This window comes from Thermoanaerobacterales bacterium, assembly GCA_030019475.1.
Lineage (GTDB): Bacteria > Bacillota > Desulfotomaculia > Desulfotomaculales > JASEER01 > JASEER01.
In genome coordinates this window covers 26798-47566 of record JASEER010000010.1, presented here as the reverse complement: position 1 = coordinate 47566, position 20769 = coordinate 26798, and the positions used below count along the sequence as shown (strand labels likewise).

Sequence of the window (20769 nt, the reverse complement as noted above, 5' to 3'; positions counted from 1 at the left end):
AGGCCGGCGCTATCGCGCCGGCCTTCTTTGCCTTCCGCTCGATTTTAGTAAGGGGTCAGGCACTTTACTTAAAAGTCTGAGCGATTTAAGTAAAGTGCCTGACCCTTAACTTAAAACTTCAGGTTTTGGGGGCGCGGTCGAAGTAGATGTTTTTGCCGGTGGCGGAAAGGGGGATGCCCAGGGCGATGTCGGCCTGGATGAGGCCCAGGCGCCGGGCGGCCACCCCCACGCGGTACATGACGCGGTTGTCCACGTTGAGGATTGATGCCGTCTTGACCGCCGAGCCGGCGGCGATGCCCAGGTCGATCAGGCGCCACGCGCAGACCGGGCCGGCGAATTCCGGCCCTTCGCGGCGGGCCAGGTCCTCGCAGCGGCTCACCCCGCAGGCCCCGCAGTTTAGGCCGGCGGTTTTGGGGTCGGCCAGGCCGATGAGCAGCACGGCGTCCGAGCGGCGGATGTTGTCTCCGTCCCGGTCCCAGTCCTTCTTGCCGGTTTCGGCCCCGTAGGCCGCCATTTCCCCGGCGAGCCGGTCCAGTTCCGGGCCGTCGACGACCCGCAGCGCAAGATAGTCCTGCCCCAGGGCCTTCGGCGCCGTGCGGGCGGCGAGGGCCATGAGATGCCCAACCATCCTCACTGTACCCTGCAAGACATTGCCCCTCCCCTTGCTCCAAGAAGTCCTGGTTCTTGCTTCAGGCGTCGATCAGCTTCCGGAACTCCTCGAAGCCGACCCGCTCGATGGTCGTCCCCAGGCGCTCGCCCTTCCGGCCGAGTTCTTTGTAAGCGGCGATGGTGCGCCGCAGCAGATCCATTACCTCTTCCGCGCTCACGTTTTCGGCCAGCTTGTCCCCGATGCGCGGGCGCATCCCGGCCCGTCCCCCGACAATCACCGTCCAGCCCTTGCTCTTGCCGAAGGCGCCGAAGTCCCGCAGCCAGGACTCGCAGCAGTTGAACGGGCAGCCGGAGACACCGATCTTGAACTTGGCCGCCAGCTCCCCCTCGCCGATGTGGCGGCGGTCGATCTCCCCGGCCAGCCCGAGGGCGTCCTGCTGCCCGTAGCGGCAGGCAACCGTCCCCGGGCAGCCTGCCACGTAATGCACGCAGGGCCCCACCGCGGGAGCGGGCTCCATGCCCAGCGCCTCCCAGACGGGCTCGACCTGCTCCGCCTTGAGGCCGACGAGGACGATGCGCTGGGCGTTGCCGATCTTGATGATCGGGATGTTGAACCGCTCGGCGACATCGGCCAGCCGCCGCAGGGCGGCCACGTCCAGGATTCCGGCCGGCGCCATGCGGGGCGCGATGGCGTAGGTCTCCCGGTCGCGCTGCAGAAAGGCTCCCCGCGGCGGCACGTCATGCTGTTCCGGCATACTTGAGACCTCCTTTATCCCGTCTTGTTAAGAAAGGGGTCAGACCCCTAACTTAAAACTATTTTGATTATAAAAGTACCTTTAAGAAAAGTGCCTGACCCCTTTCTTAACCTTGCTGTTCTTTTGAAACCGGTCCAGTTCACGGTTCACCCCGGCGTCGGCGCGCTTGTTCTCTTCCCTCGGCACGTGCACAAGGCGCACACTGACCTCCGGGTGACGCTGCAGGAAATCGCGGATGCCGAGGGCGATCTCCTGGAGATGGGGCTGCTTGATACGGTAGGCCCCGTTGAACTGGCGCACCACCAGCTCGCTGTCGGCGCGGATGAGCGCCTGCACCGGACCGTGCTTGGCCGCCACGGCGGCCAGGTATCTCACCGCGTTCTCAAGCGCCGTCCACTCGGCGACGTTGTTGGTCGTTTCCCCCAGATACCAGCTCTTCTCGTCCAGCACCCGCCCGTCATCCCCGTCGCGCACGACCAGGGCGGCGGCCGCCGGCCCGGGGTTTCCCCGGCTGCCGCCGTCGATCTCAATCACCACGCGCATCCGCTCGCTCCCCATTCTTCTCCTCCAATGCGTAGACCCAGGCGATGACCGCCGCCACCGCCTCGTAGAGGGCGGGCGGCACCTCGCGGTCGATCCCGAGCCCGGTCAATGTCCAGGCCAGGCCGGCGTCCCGGTAGACCGGCACCCCGGCCTCCCGGGCCCGCGCCTCGATTTCCTCGGCCAGCCTCCCCCGCCCCGCGGCCACAACCCGCGGGGCGTTGTCGCTCCCCGGGTCGTAGCGCAGGGCGGCCGCGGCGCGCGGGCGCCCGGAACCACTCTGTTTATCCCCGGATCCCGTACTCCTTATCGTCACTTGCCCCGCCCCCGTCTAAACCCGGGCGTCAAGCGGCCGGTAAAGGGCCTGCTTCCCTTCCCCGCCGTCAAACAATAGTTCCGCAGGGCCAGTTACGCGGCGCCGTTCCACGGCCACCCCCCGGACGGCATATCCCGTCCCCGCCAGCAACCGCTCCAGGTTCGGCGTCGCCGCCCGCGCCCTCTCAGCCGCCTGCTCGTCCGCCAGGCAGATACGGGCCGCCAGGCCGCCGCCGTCCAGGTCCAGGCGGCACCACACCTCGCCGAGGGACCTGGTTTCCAGGCGCACCACCAGGCGTACGGCCGTCTCCCGGCCGGCCCCCGGTTTCCCTTGCCCCCCGCGGCGCACAAAGACCTGCCCGTTGAACCGCTCTCCCCCGTTGAGGCTCAACACGTAGACCGGATCCTGACCAGTCGGAGGCTGGGCGCGGTTCAGGGCCTCGTGCCCCTCGGGGGTGGCGGAGGCACGGCCCAGAAGGTACTCCAGGGCGGCGCGCAGGTGTTCCGGCCGCTCCCAGCCCAGGCTTTCGAGCCACACGCGGGAGGAGACCCAGGCCGCGCGTTCCTGCTCCGGCACCCCGCGCATCTCGGCCAGGAGGCGCAACACTGTCTCGCGGGCCACCGGAAGCCGCTGGCGAAGCAGTTCCCGCACCACGTGTTCGCTTTCCCTTCCAGACGGCAGTTCCAGAGCCCGCAGCAGGTCTCCCGTCGGGCCGGCCGCTTCCCGCGTGCCGCCGGCCGGCAACGGCCGCACCCTGATCTCATGCGGGGCGGCGCTCTCCACGAGGGCCGTAAAGGCCTCCCCCGGCCGGGCGGGCAATTCCCCTTCGGCCCGGAAGAGGCGGCCCCCAAGGCTGACGATGGCCCCGTCATGCGCCGCCTCCACGACCACCAGGCGGACCACCTGCCCGGGGCGCAGGAGCAGGGTCAGGTCCAGCCAGGCCTTCGGGCTCAGAACGATCGGGTTGATCATAGTATAATGCATTTCGTCCCGCGGTGCGGGACTTCCTTCCATTCCAGGGGAGACTTCACTTGACGAGGAGCGTAACGCCGACCAGGGCCAGGAGGACGAGGAGGAGCTTGCGGAAAACCGGGGAGGGCATCCGCTGGAAAAGGTACATGCCGATGAGGGTGCCGCCGAGGGTGAAGGGCAGGAGAGCGACGCTGCCGCGCAGGACGCGCTCCGTCAGGAGGCCCGAAAGGGCATAAAGGGCCAGGGCATAAGCGTTGCAAAACAGGAAAAAGGCCTGAAGAGCGGCCTTGATGGAAAACCTGCTCCCGCCCTTCCACAGCGAGTACATCACGAGGGGCGGGCCCCCGGAGAGAAAGGCCCCCATCAGGACCCCGCCGCTCAGCCCGGTTAAGACGCGCCAGACGGCCTCGGTCCGGGGGCGCCGGTCCGGGACTTGAAAGCCCGCCGGCACGGCCCCCTTGCGGGACCGTGCCAACGAGGTAAGGACGAAAGCGATGACCACCAGCCCCAGGGAGCGCTGGATCAGGACCGGGTCCATGGTCTTCAGAAAAAGCGCCCCGGCGGGCACCCCGAGGACCGCGGCAGCCAGCAACGGCGCCAGTTCCCGCCAGCGGCAGTAGCGGCGCAGGCCGGTCAGCTGGACGATGTTCTGGGTCAGGGTATGTACGGCCATGAAGGCCACGGCCGTACGGGGGTCAAAAAACAGGGAGAGTGAAGTCAGAGACAGCATGGCGAAGCCGAACCCGGCCGTCCCCGACACCAGGGCGGTGCAGAAGAGAATGACGGCCGCCGTCAGGCCTTCGGGCAAGGCGGCATCCCTTCCTCCCCGGCCGCCCGGTCCAACGCGCCACGGGCTTCACCGGCCGTCACCAACGGGCGGGAGAGGACCCACATCACCGCGCCGGCGGCCACCGCAACCCCAAGCACCAGGGCCAGGACGGGTCCCGTGGGGAAGACGTACCACAGGTACATATATGCCGTGCTGATGGCAATTGACAGCAGCATCAGCGGGAAGGCGACCTTCATAAAGCCCAGGAAGGTGATCGGCAGGCCGCGCTTCTCGGCCATCCCCACGACGACGACGTTGGCCGAAGCCCCGATGATCGTCCCGTTGCCCCCGAGGCAGGCCCCCAGGGAGAGACACCACCAGAGGAAGTTCATGTCATAGTTCCCCAGGCCCCCGAGTTGTCCCACGCCTTTCAGGAGAGGGATCATCGTCGCCACGAACGGGATGTTATCCACGAAGGCCGAGGCCAGGGCCGAGATCCACAGGATCAGCATCCCGGTCGGCACGATCACCCCGCCCGTGAAGTCCACCGTGAAACGGGCCAGGGCCTCGATCACGCCGACCTCTTCCAGGGCGCCGACCACGACGAACAGGCCGATAAAGAAAAAGATCACCGGCCACTCCACCTGTTGCAGGGGGTGTTCGGGCTCGGCCCGGGTGACGAGGAGCAGAAGGCTCGCCCCCGTGAGGGCGACGACACTGGACTCGAGGTGCAGGGCCTGGTGCAGCAGGAAGCCGGCGATCACCAGGCCGATAACCGCCAGGCAGCGCCGCAGAAGGACCAAGTCTTTAAGCTCGGCGGTCTCGTCCAGTTCAAAGATCTGTTCCCGTACCGCATCCGGAACCTGCAGCCGCCGCCGGAAGAGCAGTTGCAGGATGAAGATCGTCGTGACGTGGATCAGAACAATCACCGGGGTCAGGTTGATGACAAAGTCCAGGAACCCCAGGTGGGTGGCGCTGCCGATCATGATGTTCGGCGGGTCCCCGATGAGCGTCGCCGTGCCCCCGATGTTCGAGGCCAGAATCTCGGTGACCAGGAAGGGTAGGGGGCTTACGTTAAGCTTCCGGGCGATGGCGAAGGTCACCGGGACAATCAGCAGGACGGTGGTGACGTTGTCCAGGAAGGCCGAGAGAAGGGCCGTCACCGCCGCCAGAGAGGCCAGAATGGCCAGGGGCCGGCCCTTCGCGGCCTTGGCGGCCTTGATGGCCAGGTATTCAAAGACGCCGGTTTCTCTGGTGACGCCGACGATGATCATCATCCCGACCAGGAGGCCCACGGTATTCCAGTCGACGGCCTCCACGGCGCCCTCGGGGGTCAGAATCCCGGCCAGCACCACGACCGCGGCGCCGCAGAAAGCCGCCACGGCGCGGTGGACCTTCTCGGAGACAATCAGGGCATAGGTTATCAGGAAGACGCCGGTAGCCAGGGCCACCTGCAGGTGTTCGTTCATGACTCACCCTCCGTTTAAAAAGGCCCGCAGGCCCCCTCTTTACGGGCCTGCGGGCGGATTACTAAGGGGCGCAAAGCAACTATACAGGTGTCGCTCCGGCTAGGTCGTCTGGTAGAAGGCCAGCTTCAGGACAAACATCACCGTGTACCAGAACACCCAGTTGGCCGCAAAGGCGATGGCGGCGATGATCATCCCGTTGTAGAACAGGCGCTTGATGTCCATCCCGTAGCCCGCCAGGACCGCCATCCCGCCGTTGGCCGAGACCACGGCGTAGCCGAGGGCGCCCATGCTGCCGACGGCGTAGATCCACGGGATGATGTTCTGCCCCGCCGCCTTCATGGTCTGAATGGCGATCGGCACGACCACGGCGTTGGCCGCCGTATTGGTGCTGAACTGCGTCATCAAGCCGGCCACCCCGGTGAAGCCGGCCAGCGCCACCCCGGCGGACGCCGTCGCCAGGGGCGCGAGCCAGGTACCGATCACGGCCGTCGCCCCGCTTTCCTCAAGGATGCGGGCCATAGCGATGGCCGTCGGCCAGATGACCAGGGCGTTGATCGGGAAGTACTTCTTGATGATGTCCTCGCTGAGCACCTTTTCTCCGCTCTTATTCGCCGGGATGAGGAACATTGCAATGGCGATGAGCAGGAATAGGATCGAGGGCTCAATCTTGTACGGCAGGTAGTCGCGGAAAAGGGGCTCCGCGAACACGATCACGATACCCAGGAGAAAACCGTAAAGGGAAACCTTCTCCGCCCTGCTCATCGGCCCCAGCTTGGCCAACTCTTCCTTATAAATGTTCTTGCTCCCCGGGAAGGTGTCCACATCATATTTCAGGCCCCAGCGCAGGAAGGGGATGATGCACAGGGTGATGAAGATGACCGGCAGCACCGCCCGGATCGACCATGAGACAAAGTCCACGGGGGCCCCGAGCTGTTCCTGGAGCATGGCGTAGACCACCAGGGCTTGTCCGCCGGCCAGAGGCGTGACGAAGCCGCCGTTCGAAGCGCCCCAGGCCACGGCCATCATGATGTTACCGGCCGATTTTGATTTAAGCCGGTCATCATAGGTGGCGTAGCCGGCCCCGACCAGGAGGGCGATTACGACGGGGGCCAGGGCGACCGGCGTGATCGTGTCGGCCACGACCGAGCTGATCAAGGACGACAGGACGAACCACATTACGACCTGGTTGCGCACGTTGTTGCCGGTCAGGCTCATGAACTTCAGGGCCAGCCGGCGGGCCGCACCCCATTTGATCCAGGCGCCCGAGATCAGGCAGGTGGCCAGGATCAAGATGATCAGCGGGTCGATGTAGGTCTGGATGACCTTCTTCAACGGCAGGATCGGGACAAGCGACGCCCCGAGGAGAGGCACCGTCATTGTCCAGAAGAACGGCACCGCGCCGGAAACCCACCAGTAGGCCACCCAGACCAGAATGCCGAAGCCCACCCGGGCGCTCAGGTCGCCCAGGAACGGCATGAACAGCGCCAGGATATATAGGGCGGGACCAATGCCAATCTTGATGGCATTACGGTTCATTAGAAGAGGACCTCCTTTCGTGGCCCGATAACTACAATGTAATCCATCCCCTTAGTTAACCAGTCGGAAAGAAAGGCGCATCAGGGTACGGGGTCCTTTCTAACTGCCGTACCCCGATCCGCCCTGCATTATTCAGTTGTGGGCCGCCTTGCGGGCGCTTACAGAACAACCTTGCCCTTGCGGGTATACTGTCTCTTGATGCTGAAATGCTCCTTCCACTGCCGCCAGGCGCGGAAGCCCACGATCAGTTCCTCGTAGGGATCGCCTTCGGGCCAGACCTTTCCGGCGTCCTCCTCTTTCCAGATGCCCCTTCTTCTCCGGGCCTCCCGCTGGTCCACCAGCCAGTCGCGGTAGCTCTCGAATAGGATGTGCCCTTCGGTGCCGTCCAGGAGGGCCGCCCTGATACGCCCGTCCCTCTCCCGCCAGAGGGCCTCGTCCTCCGGCGTGATCTCAATCGGTTCCACGTCGTTGGTATAGCCGGCCTCCTCCAGCTCCTTGCCGGCCACGGCGGCGAAAACCTGCTGATCGCGGATGCTCAGAAGCCGCTTGTAGATGCCGACATACCTGTCGCTGACCGCGTGGCCCAGCGGCTTGTGGTCCCGCGTGGAACCCCGGTTCTTGCCGATATCGGTCTTGTAGAAGTCCAGCATCGCCGTCGAGTACTCTTCGCCGAGGAACTCGCAGACCTTGCGCAGGACCTCTTCCGGCTTGCGGCACAGGTCCTCGTACTTGACGTCGAGCCAGTCGCCCTGCGGGGTGAGCTTCTCGCGCCACGGTTTCACGAAGTTCCAGCACATCTTCCAGCTCTCGGCGGCGCAGAAGATGTTCATCGGGCCGAAGGAAGACTCCAGGTAGTCCACGCTGGCGTCCCGCCCGTCGCGGACGATGTAGATAAACTGGGCCTGGGGGAAGGCCTCCTTGATCGGGCCCACAAAGTACAGGTTGTGCGGGGTCTTCTGGCCCCAGCGCGGCTTGCCCTGTTCCTGCGCGAACCGCTCATGCATCGCGCAATAGATCCCCGCGAAGCTGCGCTCGCGGACCATGCCGACAATTTCGTCCACCGCGGTCCGCGGGTTGAGCTTCATCCCCCAGAGGTCGTGGTTCAGGCCGAAGAGCATTTCGTCGGCCAGGGTTCGGAAATTCTCGTCGTTATTGAGGTCTCCGTAACTGTACAGATAGGGGTAGAACCGCGGCCACAACCAGCCGACCTCCGGCACGGCGATGCGGGGGTGGCAGCCAAGCATGGCCATCAGCAGGGTGGTTCCGGACCGCTCCGCGCCGATGACGAAGATGGGTTTCTCCGGCAGAATAATTGCCATGCGCCAAACTGTCTCCTTTCCACAATAAGGTGGTGATCAGGCGTGCACGCTCCTACCCCATTCGTTTAGCAATTTACGTGCCAACTTGCGGGCCACTATTGCAAACGGATTTTCTGTGTGGTCCAGCGGTCGAATGAGCATCCCCAACGATATCAGATCGGACAAAGTGATACTTGCTTGTATCAATGATGCAATTTTGCATCACCAGGGCGGATCTTATATTTTTGCGCCTTACGTACAATGGTCGGCTGGGCAACGCCAAGGGCCGCCGCCGCCTTATGAGTGCTCCCGTACCGCGCCAGGGCTTCGGTGATGAGCCTTTTCTCCAGTTCCTCGCGGGCCTGTTTCAGGGACGGCAGGCCCGGCGGCCTGTTCCCGCCGCTCTCCCCGCGAACGGCCGGGGGCAGCTGCCTTACGTGGATAGTGTTGCCGGCCGTGGTCACCACCGTCCGCTCGATGACGTGCTTCAGTTCCCGCACGTTGCCGGGCCAGTGGTAGCGGTTGAGGGCGCTGATCGCTCCCGGCGAAAGCCTCTTCTCCAGGCCGTATTTCTCATTGAAGTAGCGCAGGAAGTACTGCCCCAGGGGGGTGATGTCCTCGGGCCGTTCCCGCAAAGGCGGGATGGTCACCGGGATGACGTTTAAGCGGTAATAGAGGTCGGCCCGGAAGAGGTCCCGGTCGACCATCTCCTTCAGGTCCCGGTTGGTGGCGGCGATGACCCGCACGTCCAGCTCCACCGGCTTCGTCCCGCCGACGCGCATAATCCGGCGGTCCTCCAGGGCCTGAAGGAGTTTGGGCTGAAGCGCCAGCGGGATCTCCCCGATCTCGTCCAGGAACAGGGTGCCCTTGTTGGCCAGCTCGAACATCCCGAGCTTGCCCTTCTTCCGGGCGCCGGTGAAGGAGCCCTCTTCGTAGCCGAAGAGTTCCGATTCAATGAGGTGTTCGGGAATGGCCCCGCAGTTGATCTTCAAGAAAGGGCCCTCGCAGCGCGGGCTGAGCTTGTGGATCAGGTTGGCGACGACGCCCTTCCCCACGCCCGACTCCCCGAGGAGCAGGACCGAGGCGTCGGCCCGGGCGATCTGCGCCACCAGTTCGGTCAACTCGTGCATGGCCTTGCTCTGCACGACCATCTCCCCGATGTCGAGCACGGCCTTCCGCAGGAGGCGGAGTTCCTCCTCGCTGCGCCGGGCCGTGGTCTCGGCCTCTTCGAGCTTCTCCCGCAACTCCTCCATCTCCGTAACGTCACGAATGTTGGAAATAATACGCCAGATATTGCCGTGCTCGTCAAAGACCGGAACCGAGGTGGCCAGGGCGCGCTTCCCCGTCCGGGTCTGGTACATGATCGTGGCCGGGCGGCGCTCCCGGATGGCGTGGATAGCGGGGGAATCGGTCTGATAGCCTTGCTTGACGATGTCGAAGACCGACTTGCCGATCATCTCCTCGCGGCTGATCCCGCTGAACCTCTCCCAAGACTTGCTGACCATCAGGACCTCGCCCCGGCCGTTCATCACCCAGATGCCGTCGTAGGAGTTCTCCATGATGGCGTCAAGGACGCGCCCCGCACCCTTCAGGCGAATCAGCCTCTGCTCCAGCTGGTCCTCGGTGGTGACATCGGCGTAAGAACTGACCGCCCCCACCAGGACGTTCTCCTTAAACAGCGGCAGGTGGTTGGCGATCAGCACCTTTTCCCCGTGATGCTCCCGGCGCATCTCCAGGCGGACCCGCTCGCGCAAGACGCGGGGCAGCGGCGAGCTGATGCCCAGGCCGGCGACCGGCTGCCCGATCACGGCGTTCTTATCGAGCCTGAAGAGGTCGGCCGCGGCCCGGTTGATACCGACTACGACCGCTTCGTCGTTTACCAGGATCACCGCCTGGCTGAGGATGTCCATAAGGGCGATAAACTGGTCGTCGTTGAAGAAACGGAGCATCCGTCCCCCTCCTGCCGATACGGTTTTATATCTTGTTTCGATATTACGCGACACATCTCCTGGCACAGGGGCCTTCTGTTTTCCGGCAGGGGTGATAGAAAATGGCATCGGGGTACCGGGGTGCCCCGGTCCGTCGCGGTTGAGCGGGGGACCGCGCACAAAGAGGCCCGCCCGGCTGATGCATTTCTGCATCAGCCGGGCGGGCCGGCGGACGCGGGCGTCTCCATTACCGGATCAATGCCGGCAGCCAGTGCTGCTGAGCCATGGCCAGGGCGCCAAGGAAGACGGCGAAGAAAACGCTGATCCAGAAGACGCGCCGGATGAGTTCCCCTTCCTTGTTGTGCAGTTTCAAGGCCGCGGTGGCGATAACAATGTCCTGGAAGGCCACCGCCTTGCCCATCGTGCCCCCGGAGCTGAGGGTGGCGGCGGCGAAGGTGGGATCAAGTCCGAGCTGCTGCCCGCCGACGACGGCGAGGTTGCCGAAGAGGGCGTTGGATGCGGCCACGCTTCCCGCCAGGGTGCAGCCGACCATCCCCAGGAGCACCGTCGCCATCGGAAACCAGAATCCGGTGGAGGCGAACGCCAGGCCGATGGTGTAGGTCATGCCGGAGTAGTTCATCAGATAGGCGATGCCCAGGATCATTACGATCGTGCCGCCCGGCTTGAGCAACTGCCGCAGCGTTAAGGCGTAGATGACGGCGGCCCGCGAGGGCCTGACCCCCAGAGTCAGCGCCGCCAGGATGCCGGCGGCCAGGACCAGGGTACCCCCTACGGCCAGCACCGGCTGGCTGTACACCGCGGCGTAGGGTTCCGGGCCGGCGGTCACGGGAGCCGTTTTCATGACGGCGTTGTGCAGGCCCGGCCAGGGGATGCTCACCGTCCAGAGGCGCGCCAGCCAGATCTTCAACGTGGTGCTGTTCACCAGGCCGACCACCAGGACCAGCAGGAGGTAGGGCGACCAGGCGCGCAGTACCGTGACCGGATTCAGGTCCTCGCCGTCCGGCGCCCCGCCCTTCTCATCCTCGCCGTCCCCGTCCAGAAGCCAGGTCGTGCGGGGTGACCAGAAGCGCAGGATCGCCAGCAGGGTGGCGATGGCCGCCAGGGAGGCGGCGATGCCGACGATGTACGGCCCGGTGTAGAAGGCGGTGACCACGGCGACCCCCAGGTAGGCCAAGCCCATGGCTCCCGCCGCCGGCCATACCTCCCGGAGCCCCTTCCAACCCGCCACCAGCAGGACGACGACCGGCGGGAAGAGGGCGGTGGCCACCGGCGTCTGCAGGCCGATGACGGCCGCCAGGGAACCGATATCCAGGTCGGTCACCGAATTCAGGACCATCACCGGCATGCCCTGCGTGCCCCAGGAGGCGATGGTTGTATCGCTAAGGAGCGTGATTACCGCGGCCAGCATCGGAGGAAACCCGAAACCGACCAGCATCCCGGCGACGATGGCGATCGGTGCGCCGAAGGCGGCGATGGCCTCGAGCAGGGTGGTGAAGCCGAAACCGATCAACAGCGTCTGTAGGCGGCGGTCGCGGGTCACGCGGTAGAGGGAGCGTTTCAGGACGTCGAAGTACCCGCTGTCGACCAGCATGTTAAAGATCCACACGGCGTTCAGCAGCGTCCAGAGGATGGGAAAGACGGCCATCAGCATCCCAAAGAGGGCGCTGTTGACGGCCAGGCGGGCGGGCATGCCCCAGACCAAAACGGCCAGCGCGCCGGTCGCCAGGAGGCCGAGCAGGGCCGAGGTCAGCGCGGGCCGGCGCAACCCCGCCAGGAAGACGAAGATGATAACAATGGGCAGCGCCGCGGCCAGGGAGGACCACCCCACGCTGCCCGCAACGGGAGCGTAGGCCTGCGTCCAGGTCCGCGTCCCCTCGAAAAGGACCGCCCCCGCCGCCCAGGCCGCGGGCCAGAGGAGAACCCCCCCGAGTAAAAGGGCCGGCGCCCAGCGCAGGCGCCCGACGGTTCCCACCCTGCTTTTGTGCTTAACTCTTTGGGTTTGCGTCGACTGTTTCTCCGGCAATGTCAAAACCCCTTCGTCGGCTATGGTTGTCACCATAACCTTTTTAGCAAGAACCGTGCCATCGCTCCAAAAGAAAAGCCACGGGGGCGCCCTGTGTCCCCCGGGGCTTATGTTTAGACCTTTGAGTATAGTTTTTAAGTTAAGTGCTTGACCCCAAACTTACGAAGGAAGGGTCCGTGTCTCCTTCAACTCATAGCCGTCACCCTTCAGTTCCCAGGTGTCCAGGTACTGCCGGTGGGGCCCGGGGTTGGCCTCGTGGAAGATCTGGTCCTTGCCGTCACCCACGTACCAGGAGTCGCTTTCCAGGGTGAACTTCTCCAGACCGGGACCGGTGAACCGTATCTTACCGTGAAAACTCCGCCATTCGGAGGCGGCGTCGGAACGCCAGAGGATCCGCCAGCCGTCCTTTTGCAGGCTCCAGAGGTATAGGACGGGCACCGGGCTGCCGCTGCCGCCGTAGGCCGTGTCGTAGAACGCAGCCACCTTCGTCCCCTCCTGCCGCGCCTGCATCACCGCGCGGCTCTGGTCCAGCCCGTGCCCGAGCGCGCCGGCGTCGACGCTGTAGAAGACAACCTGCGAGGGCAGCGTGCCGTTCCAGGACCAGTACACCCCATGCGCCTGCATGGGCGCCGTCGGCTCCTTCGATACCGCCCAGTCCACCAGGAGTATCCGAGGGGTGCCCTTGCCGGGGTAGTTGTTCTCCGGCGTCACTCCCCGGACAATCAGCCTTTCGCCGCCGGGCAGGGTCTGCGCCTTCGCCCAGGCCGCCAGCCGTCCGGCGATGTCGCCGCCGCCCCCCGGCAGGTTCCGTGCCACCCAGTCGCCGATCAGCCGCTCCGAGGCAACCAGGTCCAGGCGCGTCAGGGCGCGTGCCGGCTTATCCCAGTCCTTGTCCAGCTCCCGCGCCCGCTCCCAGTCGGCGCGCGCCCGGGCCTCATCACCCAGCGCCAGGTAGGCCTCGCCCCGGCCGTAGTAGGCTTTGGCCGCCATCCGCCGCACGGGAGCCAGGCCGCCCTGGTCCAGGCGGCCCGGCGTACCATCCCACCGGCCGATGAGACCGGTGTAAACGGTAACGGCGTCCCGGTGGCGTCCCAGGCCGGCCAGCGCCCGCCCCCGGACGAGCAGGAAGCGCTCGCGCTCCGGGTATCCCGATTCCGCAAGCACGGCCAGGCCCTTATCCACCGCCTCCAGCGCACCTTGCGGATCCCCGGCCTTCACCCGGGCGTCGGCCAAGTAGTACCACAGGAAGGCGGCCTCAGGCATCTTCTTGACCCACTCTTGATAGTACGTGACCACCTTCGGGAAGTATGTCCCGTAGACATCCCCGGCCGGCACCAGTTTCTGCCCGTCCCAACGCCGGACCTCGACCATCATCGCCGGGCCGGTGTCCTTTGACCACGTAGCCAGCTCCGGCTTCCCGTCCCGGCCGTAGATCCCCGGCATATCCTCGATGTCCAGGCGGTGGTACCCGGTGCGTGCAATGGTCTTCAGACCCCGGCCGTCCCACGACAGGATCTCGAGGCCGGCGCCCGCCGAAATGCCGATCACGCCACCGACCAGCAACTCGTTGCAGCCGTCCCCCGTGATATCAATGGCCTGCAGCCGGCCCAGGACGTAACCGAAGCCCTCCCGCTGCCAGACCTTCTCCCACTTCTCACCGTCGGCCCGCAGCACCAGCGCCCCGACCGAGCCCGCCGACGGCTGCGGTCCGTCCTCACTGGTCGGCGCACCCGGGCGGTAACCGGCAATGATCTCCGGTTGCCCGTCCCCGGTCAGGTCTGCCGCCTGCACGGCGGGTAGATCCAGTCGCTGGTCGCCGTCCATATCGGAGGGCTTCTCCAGCCGTGCCCCTTCGGGCAGAAAAGGTTGGACGATGTTCGCCAGTTCCTCGGGCGTGTACACGGCCGCCCCGGGTTGCGGTTGAACCGGCCCCTCAACCCGGGGCGTGGTAATCAAGGCCCCCGCCCCAGGCACTTGGCCGCAACCGGCGAGTACCAGGCTCCCGGCCAGGGCGATGGCCAGGAACGCCTTCAATCCTTTAGGGCATCCGCTACGCAATGCGATTCCCCTCCCCCGGTTTGATCGTGCCTTTACTTAATAACCCCTTAACGGCATCCAAAGTGACGTGGGCCGCAACCAAACGAAAAAGCCTCCGGACATTTCCCGGAGGCCTTGATTTCACTGGAGCTGGCGGTCGGACTTGAACCGACGACCTGCGCATTACGAGTGCGCTGCTCTACCGGCTGAGCTACGCCAGCACGGCCCGGCACACAGCGGCCTGGCACATATTTTATGATACCGGAGGGGGCTTCAAATGTCAATGTCGGCGCCCGAAATCCGGGCTTTGACACGGAGTGTAGGGACAAAAACGGCCTGCCGGTCGTATCCCGCAGGGCCGTTTTTTTACGCCAAACCACAGATTTATATTGACGGCATTGGAGGTGTGTGGTACATTTTAGCCAACCAAAAGTACTAAATTTCACAAAGGTTGTCATCACAATACTTGTACTGTTGGACGCCACAGCCTGCCAACAAACAGGTTTTAAGTGTCGAACTTTAATCACTATACCGGGTAACTGTCAGTACGCCGTCACTCAAAGCGGCCGCAGCCAAGCGCTCTGTCAAATTCAAAGCGGGTCTTTACCGCGCCGCGCCGGGTGTCAACAATAAAAACACCCATCGCCGAGAATAGCTGGCATCCATCTTGCTATAAATGTCACTTAAGTATGGCCGGAGTTTTGCGCACAAAGGTTTTGAGCACAAACTTTACCGCAACCGGCAACACGGAAACCCCGGCACAGGTTACCGGCCGAGGAGGTGATCCAAAGGCAGAGGTGGCATTCAAACCTCGAAGACGTTCCACCGCCGTGAGCCCCACTCATCGCGGCGGAAGCCTTCAGGACGAACTCGCCAAGCGCCTGTCGTACCGGACTGATCCCTTGTGATAAGGCGCGTTATAGCAAAGTGCTGGAGTGCGATTAAATTGTCACCACGGCCGTTACCGGTAGTATAGCACAGCAGGCTTACAGACGCAATAGCGTTCGCAAAGAAATTGTCATTAAACGCACCTTCGGCCCCGCGTGAGCGACCCCGCCCCGGCGGCCGGCAATCCCGTCTAACTAATGAGAGAGGTGATTACCTTGGCGAGCAATGCTACTGCGGTTGAACAGAAAAGGTTGGCCGGCGTGAAGGAGATGACGGCACCGAGCACTACAATTGACTGGCGCCGGATCTTTTTCATCGCCCTGGGACTGGGAGCCTTTTTCCTCTTCTACTTCCTGCCTCCCTTCGCCCCGGCGGTCGATCCGGGCGGAAAGGAATTCGCCCTCACCCAGCAGGGCCAGCGCGCCATCGGCCTGTTCCTGATGGCCGGCATCTGGTGGGTTTTCGAGGTTGTACCGATCGGCGTTACGGCCATTGCCATCGGCGTGTTCCAGGGGCTGTGGGGAATCCGCCCGGCCGCTGACGCCTTCCACGATTTTATGGACCCCTCGGTGCTCTTCATCCTGGGCGCGCTCTTCGTCGGGCTGGCCTTCTCCAAGTCCGGACTGACCCAGCGTATGGCCTTCAGGATGATCCAGGTGGCCGGCGAGGACACCCGCGTTATAATGTTCGGTGTTTTCGCCATCACGATGGTCATGACCTGGGCGATGGCCCACACCGCCGTCGCCGCGGCCATGTTCCCCATCCTGATGGTCATCCTGAGCCTTTACGGCAGCGACGAGAGGCCGACCCGCTTCGGCAAGGGCCTCTTCATCGGGATGGCCTGGGCGGCCGGCGCCGGCAGCATGATGACTATGATGGGCGGCGCGCGCAACCCGGCCGCGGTCGGGATGTACCAGGAATTCACCGGGGAGACGGTGACCTTCCTGGCGTTCTCCAAGTATATGTTCCCCCTGGGTATCGTTCTCGTCGTGATGGTATGGCTCCTCTGCATTCTCCTCTTCCGGCCGGAGAAGACGCGTATCGAGGGCGTGCGGGAGAAGGTTAAGGCCATGGCCGCGCAGATGGGGCCCATCACCAGGCAGGAGATCTTTGTCGCAGTCGTGACCGCCATCGTCCTGGGCCTGCTGGTCGTGCAGCAATTTGTCCCCGCCCTGTCGGGTATCAACCGCAGTGTCCTCCTTCTCCTCGGCGGACTGGTGTTCTTCCTCTTCCGCTTCTTTGACGTGAAGGATTTGGAACACAAGATCTCCTGGAACATCATCCTCCTCTTCGCGGGCGCGATGAGCATCGGGTTCTGCCTCTGGAAGACGGGCGCCGCCGAGTGGATGGCCGTGAACTTCCTGAGCCTGTTCGTGAACTCCCACTGGCTGGTGTTCGTCCTGGCTATCTCGTTCCTGGTGATGATGCTGACGAACTTCATTATGAACGTGGCCGCCATCGCCATCACCCTGCCCATCGCGCTGGTGGTAAGCAAGTACCTGGGGATCAACCCGGAGATGATCCTTTTCGCGGCCACCTCGATGGCATCCGTACCTTATATACTGCTGATCGGCGCGGCGCCCAACGCCATCGCCTACCAGTCCAAGCAGTTCACGACCGGGGAGTTCTTCACCTACGGGCTCATCCCGTCCGTCCTTACGCTGGGTATCCTGGCCATTATGATCCTCGTGATCTGGCCGCTGATGGGGATGCCCGCCCTGCTTAAGTAAGCCCCACGTGAATAATCTGTACGACCGGGCCAGGTGCGCCGGTGGCGCGTCTGGCTGGCAAACCCGGGTGGTCAGCCCGGAAGCGTACCGCCAGAACGGGGAGGGTTTCATGTGCCGAAGGAAAAGAAGGTTCGCGACCTTATGATCCCTATCGAGGAGTACGCCACCGTTCCCCAGAATGCAACCGTTAGGGAGGCCGTCGCCGCCGTCGCCTCTTCCTTTAAGCAATTGCCGACCGGGGAGTACACGGGGCACCGGTCGGTGCTGGTCCTTGACGGACAGCGGCGCCTGGTCGGGCTGCTCACCTACCGCGACCTGATCAGGGCGGTGGAACCGCAGCTGCTCGACGCCGACAAGCTCCCCCGGGGACTCCCCTGGGAGGTCGACGTCCCCGACGTGCCGTGGGAGGGGTTCTTTGAGCAGCGCAGCCGGGCCGAAGCCCAGAAGCCGGCGTCCGAAGTCATGCGTCCCCTGGAACTGATCACGGTCGATGCTGACGCCCCGCTTCTCAAGGCGATTCACCTGATGCTGACCGCCAACATCGGGTCGGTCCCCGTGATGGAAAACGGGGTCATCGTTGGCATGGTGCGCATGAACGAGGTCTTCAAGGCCGTCGCCGACGCCGTTCTCTAACCGTGGACGCGCAAGGTGACCGTTGTGGATGAACGCAGGCTGTGATATTATTAGGACTTGATCCCCCATAGGGTATCCAGATGAGGGAGATGAAAAAATGACAGAATCCACCCAGGTATTTGTGGCTACGGCCATCTTCCTGATAACCTATGCCATCATCGTCTCGGAGAAGATCCACCGTGCCGTGGCCGCCTTCTGCGGCGCCTCGGTGCTGGTCATCGCCGGCATCCTGACGCCGGAAACCGCCGTGGAAGCGGTTGACTGGAACACGATCGGCCTGTTGGTCGGCATGATGATTATTGTCGGCATCACCCGCGAGACCGGCGTCTTCGAGTTCCTGGCCATCAAGGCCGCCAAGCTGGCCAAGGGCCAGCCCCTGGCCATTCTCGCCTCTCTCGCCGGCGTGACCGCCATCCTGTCGGCCTTCCTGGACAACGTTACGACCGTGCTGCTGGTGGTGCCCGTTACCTTCGCCATCGCCCGTAAGCTGGAGCTAAGCCCCATACCCTTTTTGATCGCCGAAATCCTCTCTTCCAATATCGGGGGCACCGCCACCCTGATTGGCGACCCGCCGAACATCATGATCGGCAGCGCCACCCACCTCGGGTTCCTGGACTTCGTTATCAACCTGACGTCCGTCATCATCCTCGTCCACGTCACGACCATCTTCATCATGCAGCTTCTTTACCGTAAGAAGCTCCGGGTGAGCGAGGACGTGCGGCTGCGCATCTTCGACTTCGATGAGCGCGCCGAGCTGAGGAATATCCCCCTGCTCAAGAAGTGCCTGGTCGTCATCGGCCTGGTCATCGCCGGTTTCCTCATGCACCAGTACCTGCACATGGAATCCAGCGTTATCGCCCTGGCCGGCGCCAGCCTCCTGCTCCTGGTCACCCGGGCGGAACCGGAGCATCCCCTGCAGCAGGTGGAGTGGCCGGTGATCTTCTTCTTCATCGGGCTCTTCGTCATCGTCGGCGGCCTGGAGGAGGTCGGTGTCATCAAGATGCTGGCCGAGAGGGTCATGGATGCCACCGGCGGGGCCATCGTGCCCACCGGCATGATCATCCTCTGGGTGTCCGCCATCGCCTCGGCCTTCGTGGACAATATCCCGTTTGTGGCCACCATGATTCCCCTGATCAAGGACATGGGGGCGATCGGCAACATCCCCATCGAGTCCCTGAACTTCCTGTGGTGGTCGCTGTCGCTGGGGGCCTGCCTGGGCGGTAACGGCACGATCATCGGCGCTTCGGCCAACGTCGTCGTCATCGGGATGGCCGAGAAACGCGGGCAGCCCATCACCTTTATGAGCTTCTTTAAGATCGCCTTCCCCCTGATGCTGATGTCCATCGTGATCAGCACCGGCTACCTGCTCCTGTGGTGGTATATGCATACGGCCACCGCCATTCTGGTCGTCCTCGCGCTGGCCGTCGCCGTCGGTCTGCTCCTGAGCATCCTCTCCCGGCGGATAATCGCCGCGCAGCATGAGCCCTCCGGGGCGGTGCGGGCGGCACGGGCCACACGCTAGCCGGTTAGTCAGCACATAAAAGAAGGGGGCCGTCATTCACAGGCGGCCCCCTCTGTGTGACCCTGCCGTTCGGCTGTTCGCCCTTTAGACCACCTCGGCGATCGTCCTGAACATGTCCTGGACGCGGACGACGCCGACCAGCTTGTCGCCGTCCATCACCGGGACGATCTCGGTTTTGTGCTTGGCCAGGATATTGGACACCTTCATCAGGGGATCGTCGGGGCCGACGGCGACAACGGGCCGCATAAAGTCCCAGACCTTCAGATGGCTGACGTTGCGCACGCGCTGGCTGAAAAGGCCGTCCCAATAGACCTCGGGACCGCTGAAGAACCTGGTGTAGGGGGGCTGGATAGCCTGGAGGATATCCATCACCGTCAGCAGCCCGATTACCTGGCCTTCCTTGACGACCAGGGCCAGGCAATCGTCACCCCCGTAGCGCGCGAAGCTGGCCACCACGTGGCGCATCGTGTGTTCCGGACCGACAATGAAACTGTCCGGCTGGGCGACCATAATGTCCCGGACCTTCTTTTCCTCCAACACGCTCACCTCCCTGTCTTCTACGCTGAATCCAGGCTGAACAGTATCCCTTTCGCCGCCCGTCACCGGGGGCAATTGTCTCTTGAGAGTCCGGAGATAGGATTGGAAATCCGTTCCCCTGTAGGCCTCAAGCTGCCACCAGAGCCACTTGAAGCGAAGCTCCCACCCCAGTTTCATCTGTTCCAGGCGCTCCACTTTTTTCTTTAAGAGTTCATTTTGGCGGATCAGTTCGGCCTGCTGGTCCTGCTGCTCCAAGGACCTCCGTAAGAGGTCCAGGCCCGCCCTGGTTAACTTGCGCTTCCAGTGGTAATAGGTTTGCCGTTTGATCCCGTAGCGGGCCTCGACCTGCTCGGCCGTCGGCGGGCCGTCCGGGTGTTCCAGCAGGATGGCCAGCATCTTTTCGGCATTCTGGCGCACGTCGTTCATCCCTCCCAGCGCTTGGTGCAACCCGGGGCGAGAAGGAACCGCGGTCAGATATCTTCAGCTTGAAATGAAGGGTATATATAAAAAGGCCGGCACCCCCAACGGGGAATGCCGGCCTATCGTTGTTCGATTCGGCCTGTCTTAAGGTTTTGTACGAGATCGGGCCGCCTTGGGCGGTTTCTCGGACCGCGTGTCTTCTTCCAGCCGTACGGTCCTGATGGCCTCATAGATAAGAACGGGTTGCCCGTTTTCGACTCTAATCTTTACCTCGCCCCAACCAAGCTGCCGGATGAAGAGAATCACCTGTTCTTCCCGCCTGGTCAACTCCCCCAGCAAACCTGCTCACCTTCCATTACCTTACTGCAACAATCACCGTCCGTTCCCTTGCTCGCGGGCTCATTACGGCCGTGCTCTTCTCTGTTAAAGTCGGCAACTTTCACCTTCCTAGAGCTGAGCCGAAGATCGTCACTACCCCAAGTTCCAGGAGACGATCACCGTGTACCACGTTAACCCCGGGGTTGTCATTACTAAGTGATGGTGAATACTTTCACCAATGCTTAAGGTAATTTACCTTGCTTTAAAGCTACCAAGGCGATATATTAATGTCAATACCCTCGGCGAAAGATTTGCACGGGCCGGCTTTCACATTTTGTAGTGATTGCGCTTGTTTTCGGCAGTTTAAGGGCTTCGATCTTCCGCTCCCGGTATCTTTAGATCCTTCCTCTTTGTGAACTAAGGTACATTGGCCGTCCAGGAGGAGGTT

Annotated in this window: 16 protein-coding genes and 1 tRNA gene; 3 read left to right on the top strand and 14 right to left on the bottom strand. The window is 63.4% G+C overall.

From position 1 onward, the window contains the following. Window positions 1-118: 118 nt before the first annotated feature. From QMC81_04345 to QMC81_04285, 13 genes are all read right to left on the bottom strand, one after another. Window positions 119-628 carry a DUF2148 domain-containing protein gene (locus QMC81_04345; GenBank protein ID MDI6906707.1) on the bottom strand — a complete coding sequence of 170 codons (510 nt, stop codon included), beginning with the start codon at window positions 626-628 and terminating at the stop codon, window positions 119-121. A 61-nt stretch (window positions 629-689) separates the two neighbouring features. After that, entirely contained in the window at window positions 690-1364 is a 675-nt protein-coding gene (locus QMC81_04340; GenBank protein MDI6906706.1) for an NAD(P)/FAD-dependent oxidoreductase, read from the bottom strand. Window positions 1365-1445: 81 nt separating this feature from the next. Next, complete coding sequence (locus QMC81_04335; protein ID MDI6906705.1) at window positions 1446-1907, bottom strand: ribonuclease HI family protein; 462 nt, start codon at window positions 1905-1907, stop codon at window positions 1446-1448. Further along, window positions 1891-2220, bottom strand: coding sequence for an EscU/YscU/HrcU family type III secretion system export apparatus switch protein (locus QMC81_04330; GenBank protein ID MDI6906704.1), 330 nt, complete (start codon window positions 2218-2220; stop codon window positions 1891-1893). The genes QMC81_04335 and QMC81_04330 overlap by 17 nt, the downstream gene beginning before the upstream one ends. Window positions 2221-2235: 15 nt before the next feature. Then, window positions 2236-3192: a hypothetical protein gene (locus tag QMC81_04325; GenBank protein ID MDI6906703.1), complete on the bottom strand. Its 957-nt coding sequence runs from the start codon at window positions 3190-3192 to the stop codon at window positions 2236-2238. A gap of 55 nt (window positions 3193-3247) precedes the next feature. Beyond that, window positions 3248-4000, bottom strand: coding sequence for a sulfite exporter TauE/SafE family protein (locus tag QMC81_04320; protein ID MDI6906702.1), 753 nt, complete (start codon window positions 3998-4000; stop codon window positions 3248-3250). Next, the gene (locus tag QMC81_04315; protein MDI6906701.1) at window positions 3985-5430 is read right to left on the bottom strand and encodes an ArsB/NhaD family transporter; all 1446 of its coding nucleotides are present in this window, start codon (window positions 5428-5430) and stop codon (window positions 3985-3987) included. The genes QMC81_04320 and QMC81_04315 overlap by 16 nt, the downstream gene beginning before the upstream one ends. 99 nt (window positions 5431-5529) lie before the next feature. Then, window positions 5530-6966 (bottom strand): SLC13 family permease, encoded by a 1437-nt coding sequence (locus tag QMC81_04310; GenBank protein MDI6906700.1) that lies wholly within the window; start codon window positions 6964-6966, stop codon window positions 5530-5532. A gap of 158 nt (window positions 6967-7124) precedes the next feature. Next, window positions 7125-8285, bottom strand: a complete 1161-nt coding sequence (locus tag QMC81_04305) for a sulfotransferase (protein ID MDI6906699.1) — start codon at window positions 8283-8285, stop codon at window positions 7125-7127. 182 nt (window positions 8286-8467) lie between these two features. Then, window positions 8468-10213 (bottom strand): sigma 54-interacting transcriptional regulator, encoded by a 1746-nt coding sequence (locus tag QMC81_04300; protein MDI6906698.1) that lies wholly within the window; start codon window positions 10211-10213, stop codon window positions 8468-8470. Between the two features lie 226 nt (window positions 10214-10439). Then, window positions 10440-12236: an L-lactate permease gene (locus QMC81_04295; GenBank protein MDI6906697.1), complete on the bottom strand. Its 1797-nt coding sequence runs from the start codon at window positions 12234-12236 to the stop codon at window positions 10440-10442. Window positions 12237-12395: 159 nt separating this feature from the next. Then, window positions 12396-14294, bottom strand: a complete 1899-nt coding sequence (locus QMC81_04290; protein MDI6906696.1) for a tetratricopeptide repeat protein — start codon at window positions 14292-14294, stop codon at window positions 12396-12398. 124 nt (window positions 14295-14418) lie between these two features. Continuing rightward, window positions 14419-14494: transfer RNA gene (locus QMC81_04285), tRNA-Thr, on the bottom strand. An 882-nt stretch (window positions 14495-15376) separates the two neighbouring features. Between QMC81_04285 and QMC81_04280 the strand changes: the two genes are divergently transcribed. From QMC81_04280 to QMC81_04270, 3 genes are all read left to right on the top strand, one after another. Continuing rightward, complete coding sequence (locus QMC81_04280; GenBank protein MDI6906695.1) at window positions 15377-16891, top strand: SLC13 family permease; 1515 nt, start codon at window positions 15377-15379, stop codon at window positions 16889-16891. 111 nt (window positions 16892-17002) lie between these two features. Beyond that, window positions 17003-17524 (top strand): CBS domain-containing protein, encoded by a 522-nt coding sequence (locus QMC81_04275; GenBank protein MDI6906694.1) that lies wholly within the window; start codon window positions 17003-17005, stop codon window positions 17522-17524. A 97-nt stretch (window positions 17525-17621) separates the two neighbouring features. Further along, a complete protein-coding gene (locus QMC81_04270; GenBank protein MDI6906693.1) occupies window positions 17622-19046 on the top strand; it encodes an ArsB/NhaD family transporter in 1425 nt (474 codons plus the stop codon). An 84-nt stretch (window positions 19047-19130) separates the two neighbouring features. Here QMC81_04270 and QMC81_04265 read toward each other — a convergent pair whose 3' ends face one another. Beyond that, window positions 19131-20009, bottom strand: a complete 879-nt coding sequence (locus QMC81_04265; GenBank protein MDI6906692.1) for a CBS domain-containing protein — start codon at window positions 20007-20009, stop codon at window positions 19131-19133. Window positions 20010-20769 lie beyond the last annotated feature (760 nt).

Excerpts from the sequence above, each read along its gene's own strand:
- QMC81_04265 (MDI6906692.1), bottom strand. The coding sequence starts at position 20,009 with ATGAACGACGTGCGCCAGAATGCCGAAAAGATGCTGGCCATCCTGCTG.
- QMC81_04300 (MDI6906698.1), bottom strand. The coding sequence starts at position 10,213 with ATGCTCCGTTTCTTCAACGACGACCAGTTTATCGCCCTTATGGACATC.
- QMC81_04345 (MDI6906707.1), bottom strand. The coding sequence starts at position 628 with ATGGTTGGGCATCTCATGGCCCTCGCCGCCCGCACGGCGCCGAAGGCC.
- QMC81_04325 (MDI6906703.1), bottom strand. The coding sequence starts at position 3,192 with ATGATCAACCCGATCGTTCTGAGCCCGAAGGCCTGGCTGGACCTGACC.
- QMC81_04335 (MDI6906705.1), bottom strand. The coding sequence starts at position 1,907 with ATGCGCGTGGTGATTGAGATCGACGGCGGCAGCCGGGGAAACCCCGGG.
- QMC81_04310 (MDI6906700.1), bottom strand. The coding sequence starts at position 6,966 with ATGAACCGTAATGCCATCAAGATTGGCATTGGTCCCGCCCTATATATC.
- QMC81_04270 (MDI6906693.1), top strand. The coding sequence starts at position 17,622 with ATGACAGAATCCACCCAGGTATTTGTGGCTACGGCCATCTTCCTGATA.
- QMC81_04315 (MDI6906701.1), bottom strand. The coding sequence starts at position 5,430 with ATGAACGAACACCTGCAGGTGGCCCTGGCTACCGGCGTCTTCCTGATA.
- QMC81_04305 (MDI6906699.1), bottom strand. The coding sequence starts at position 8,285 with ATGGCAATTATTCTGCCGGAGAAACCCATCTTCGTCATCGGCGCGGAG.
- QMC81_04340 (MDI6906706.1), bottom strand. The coding sequence starts at position 1,364 with ATGCCGGAACAGCATGACGTGCCGCCGCGGGGAGCCTTTCTGCAGCGC.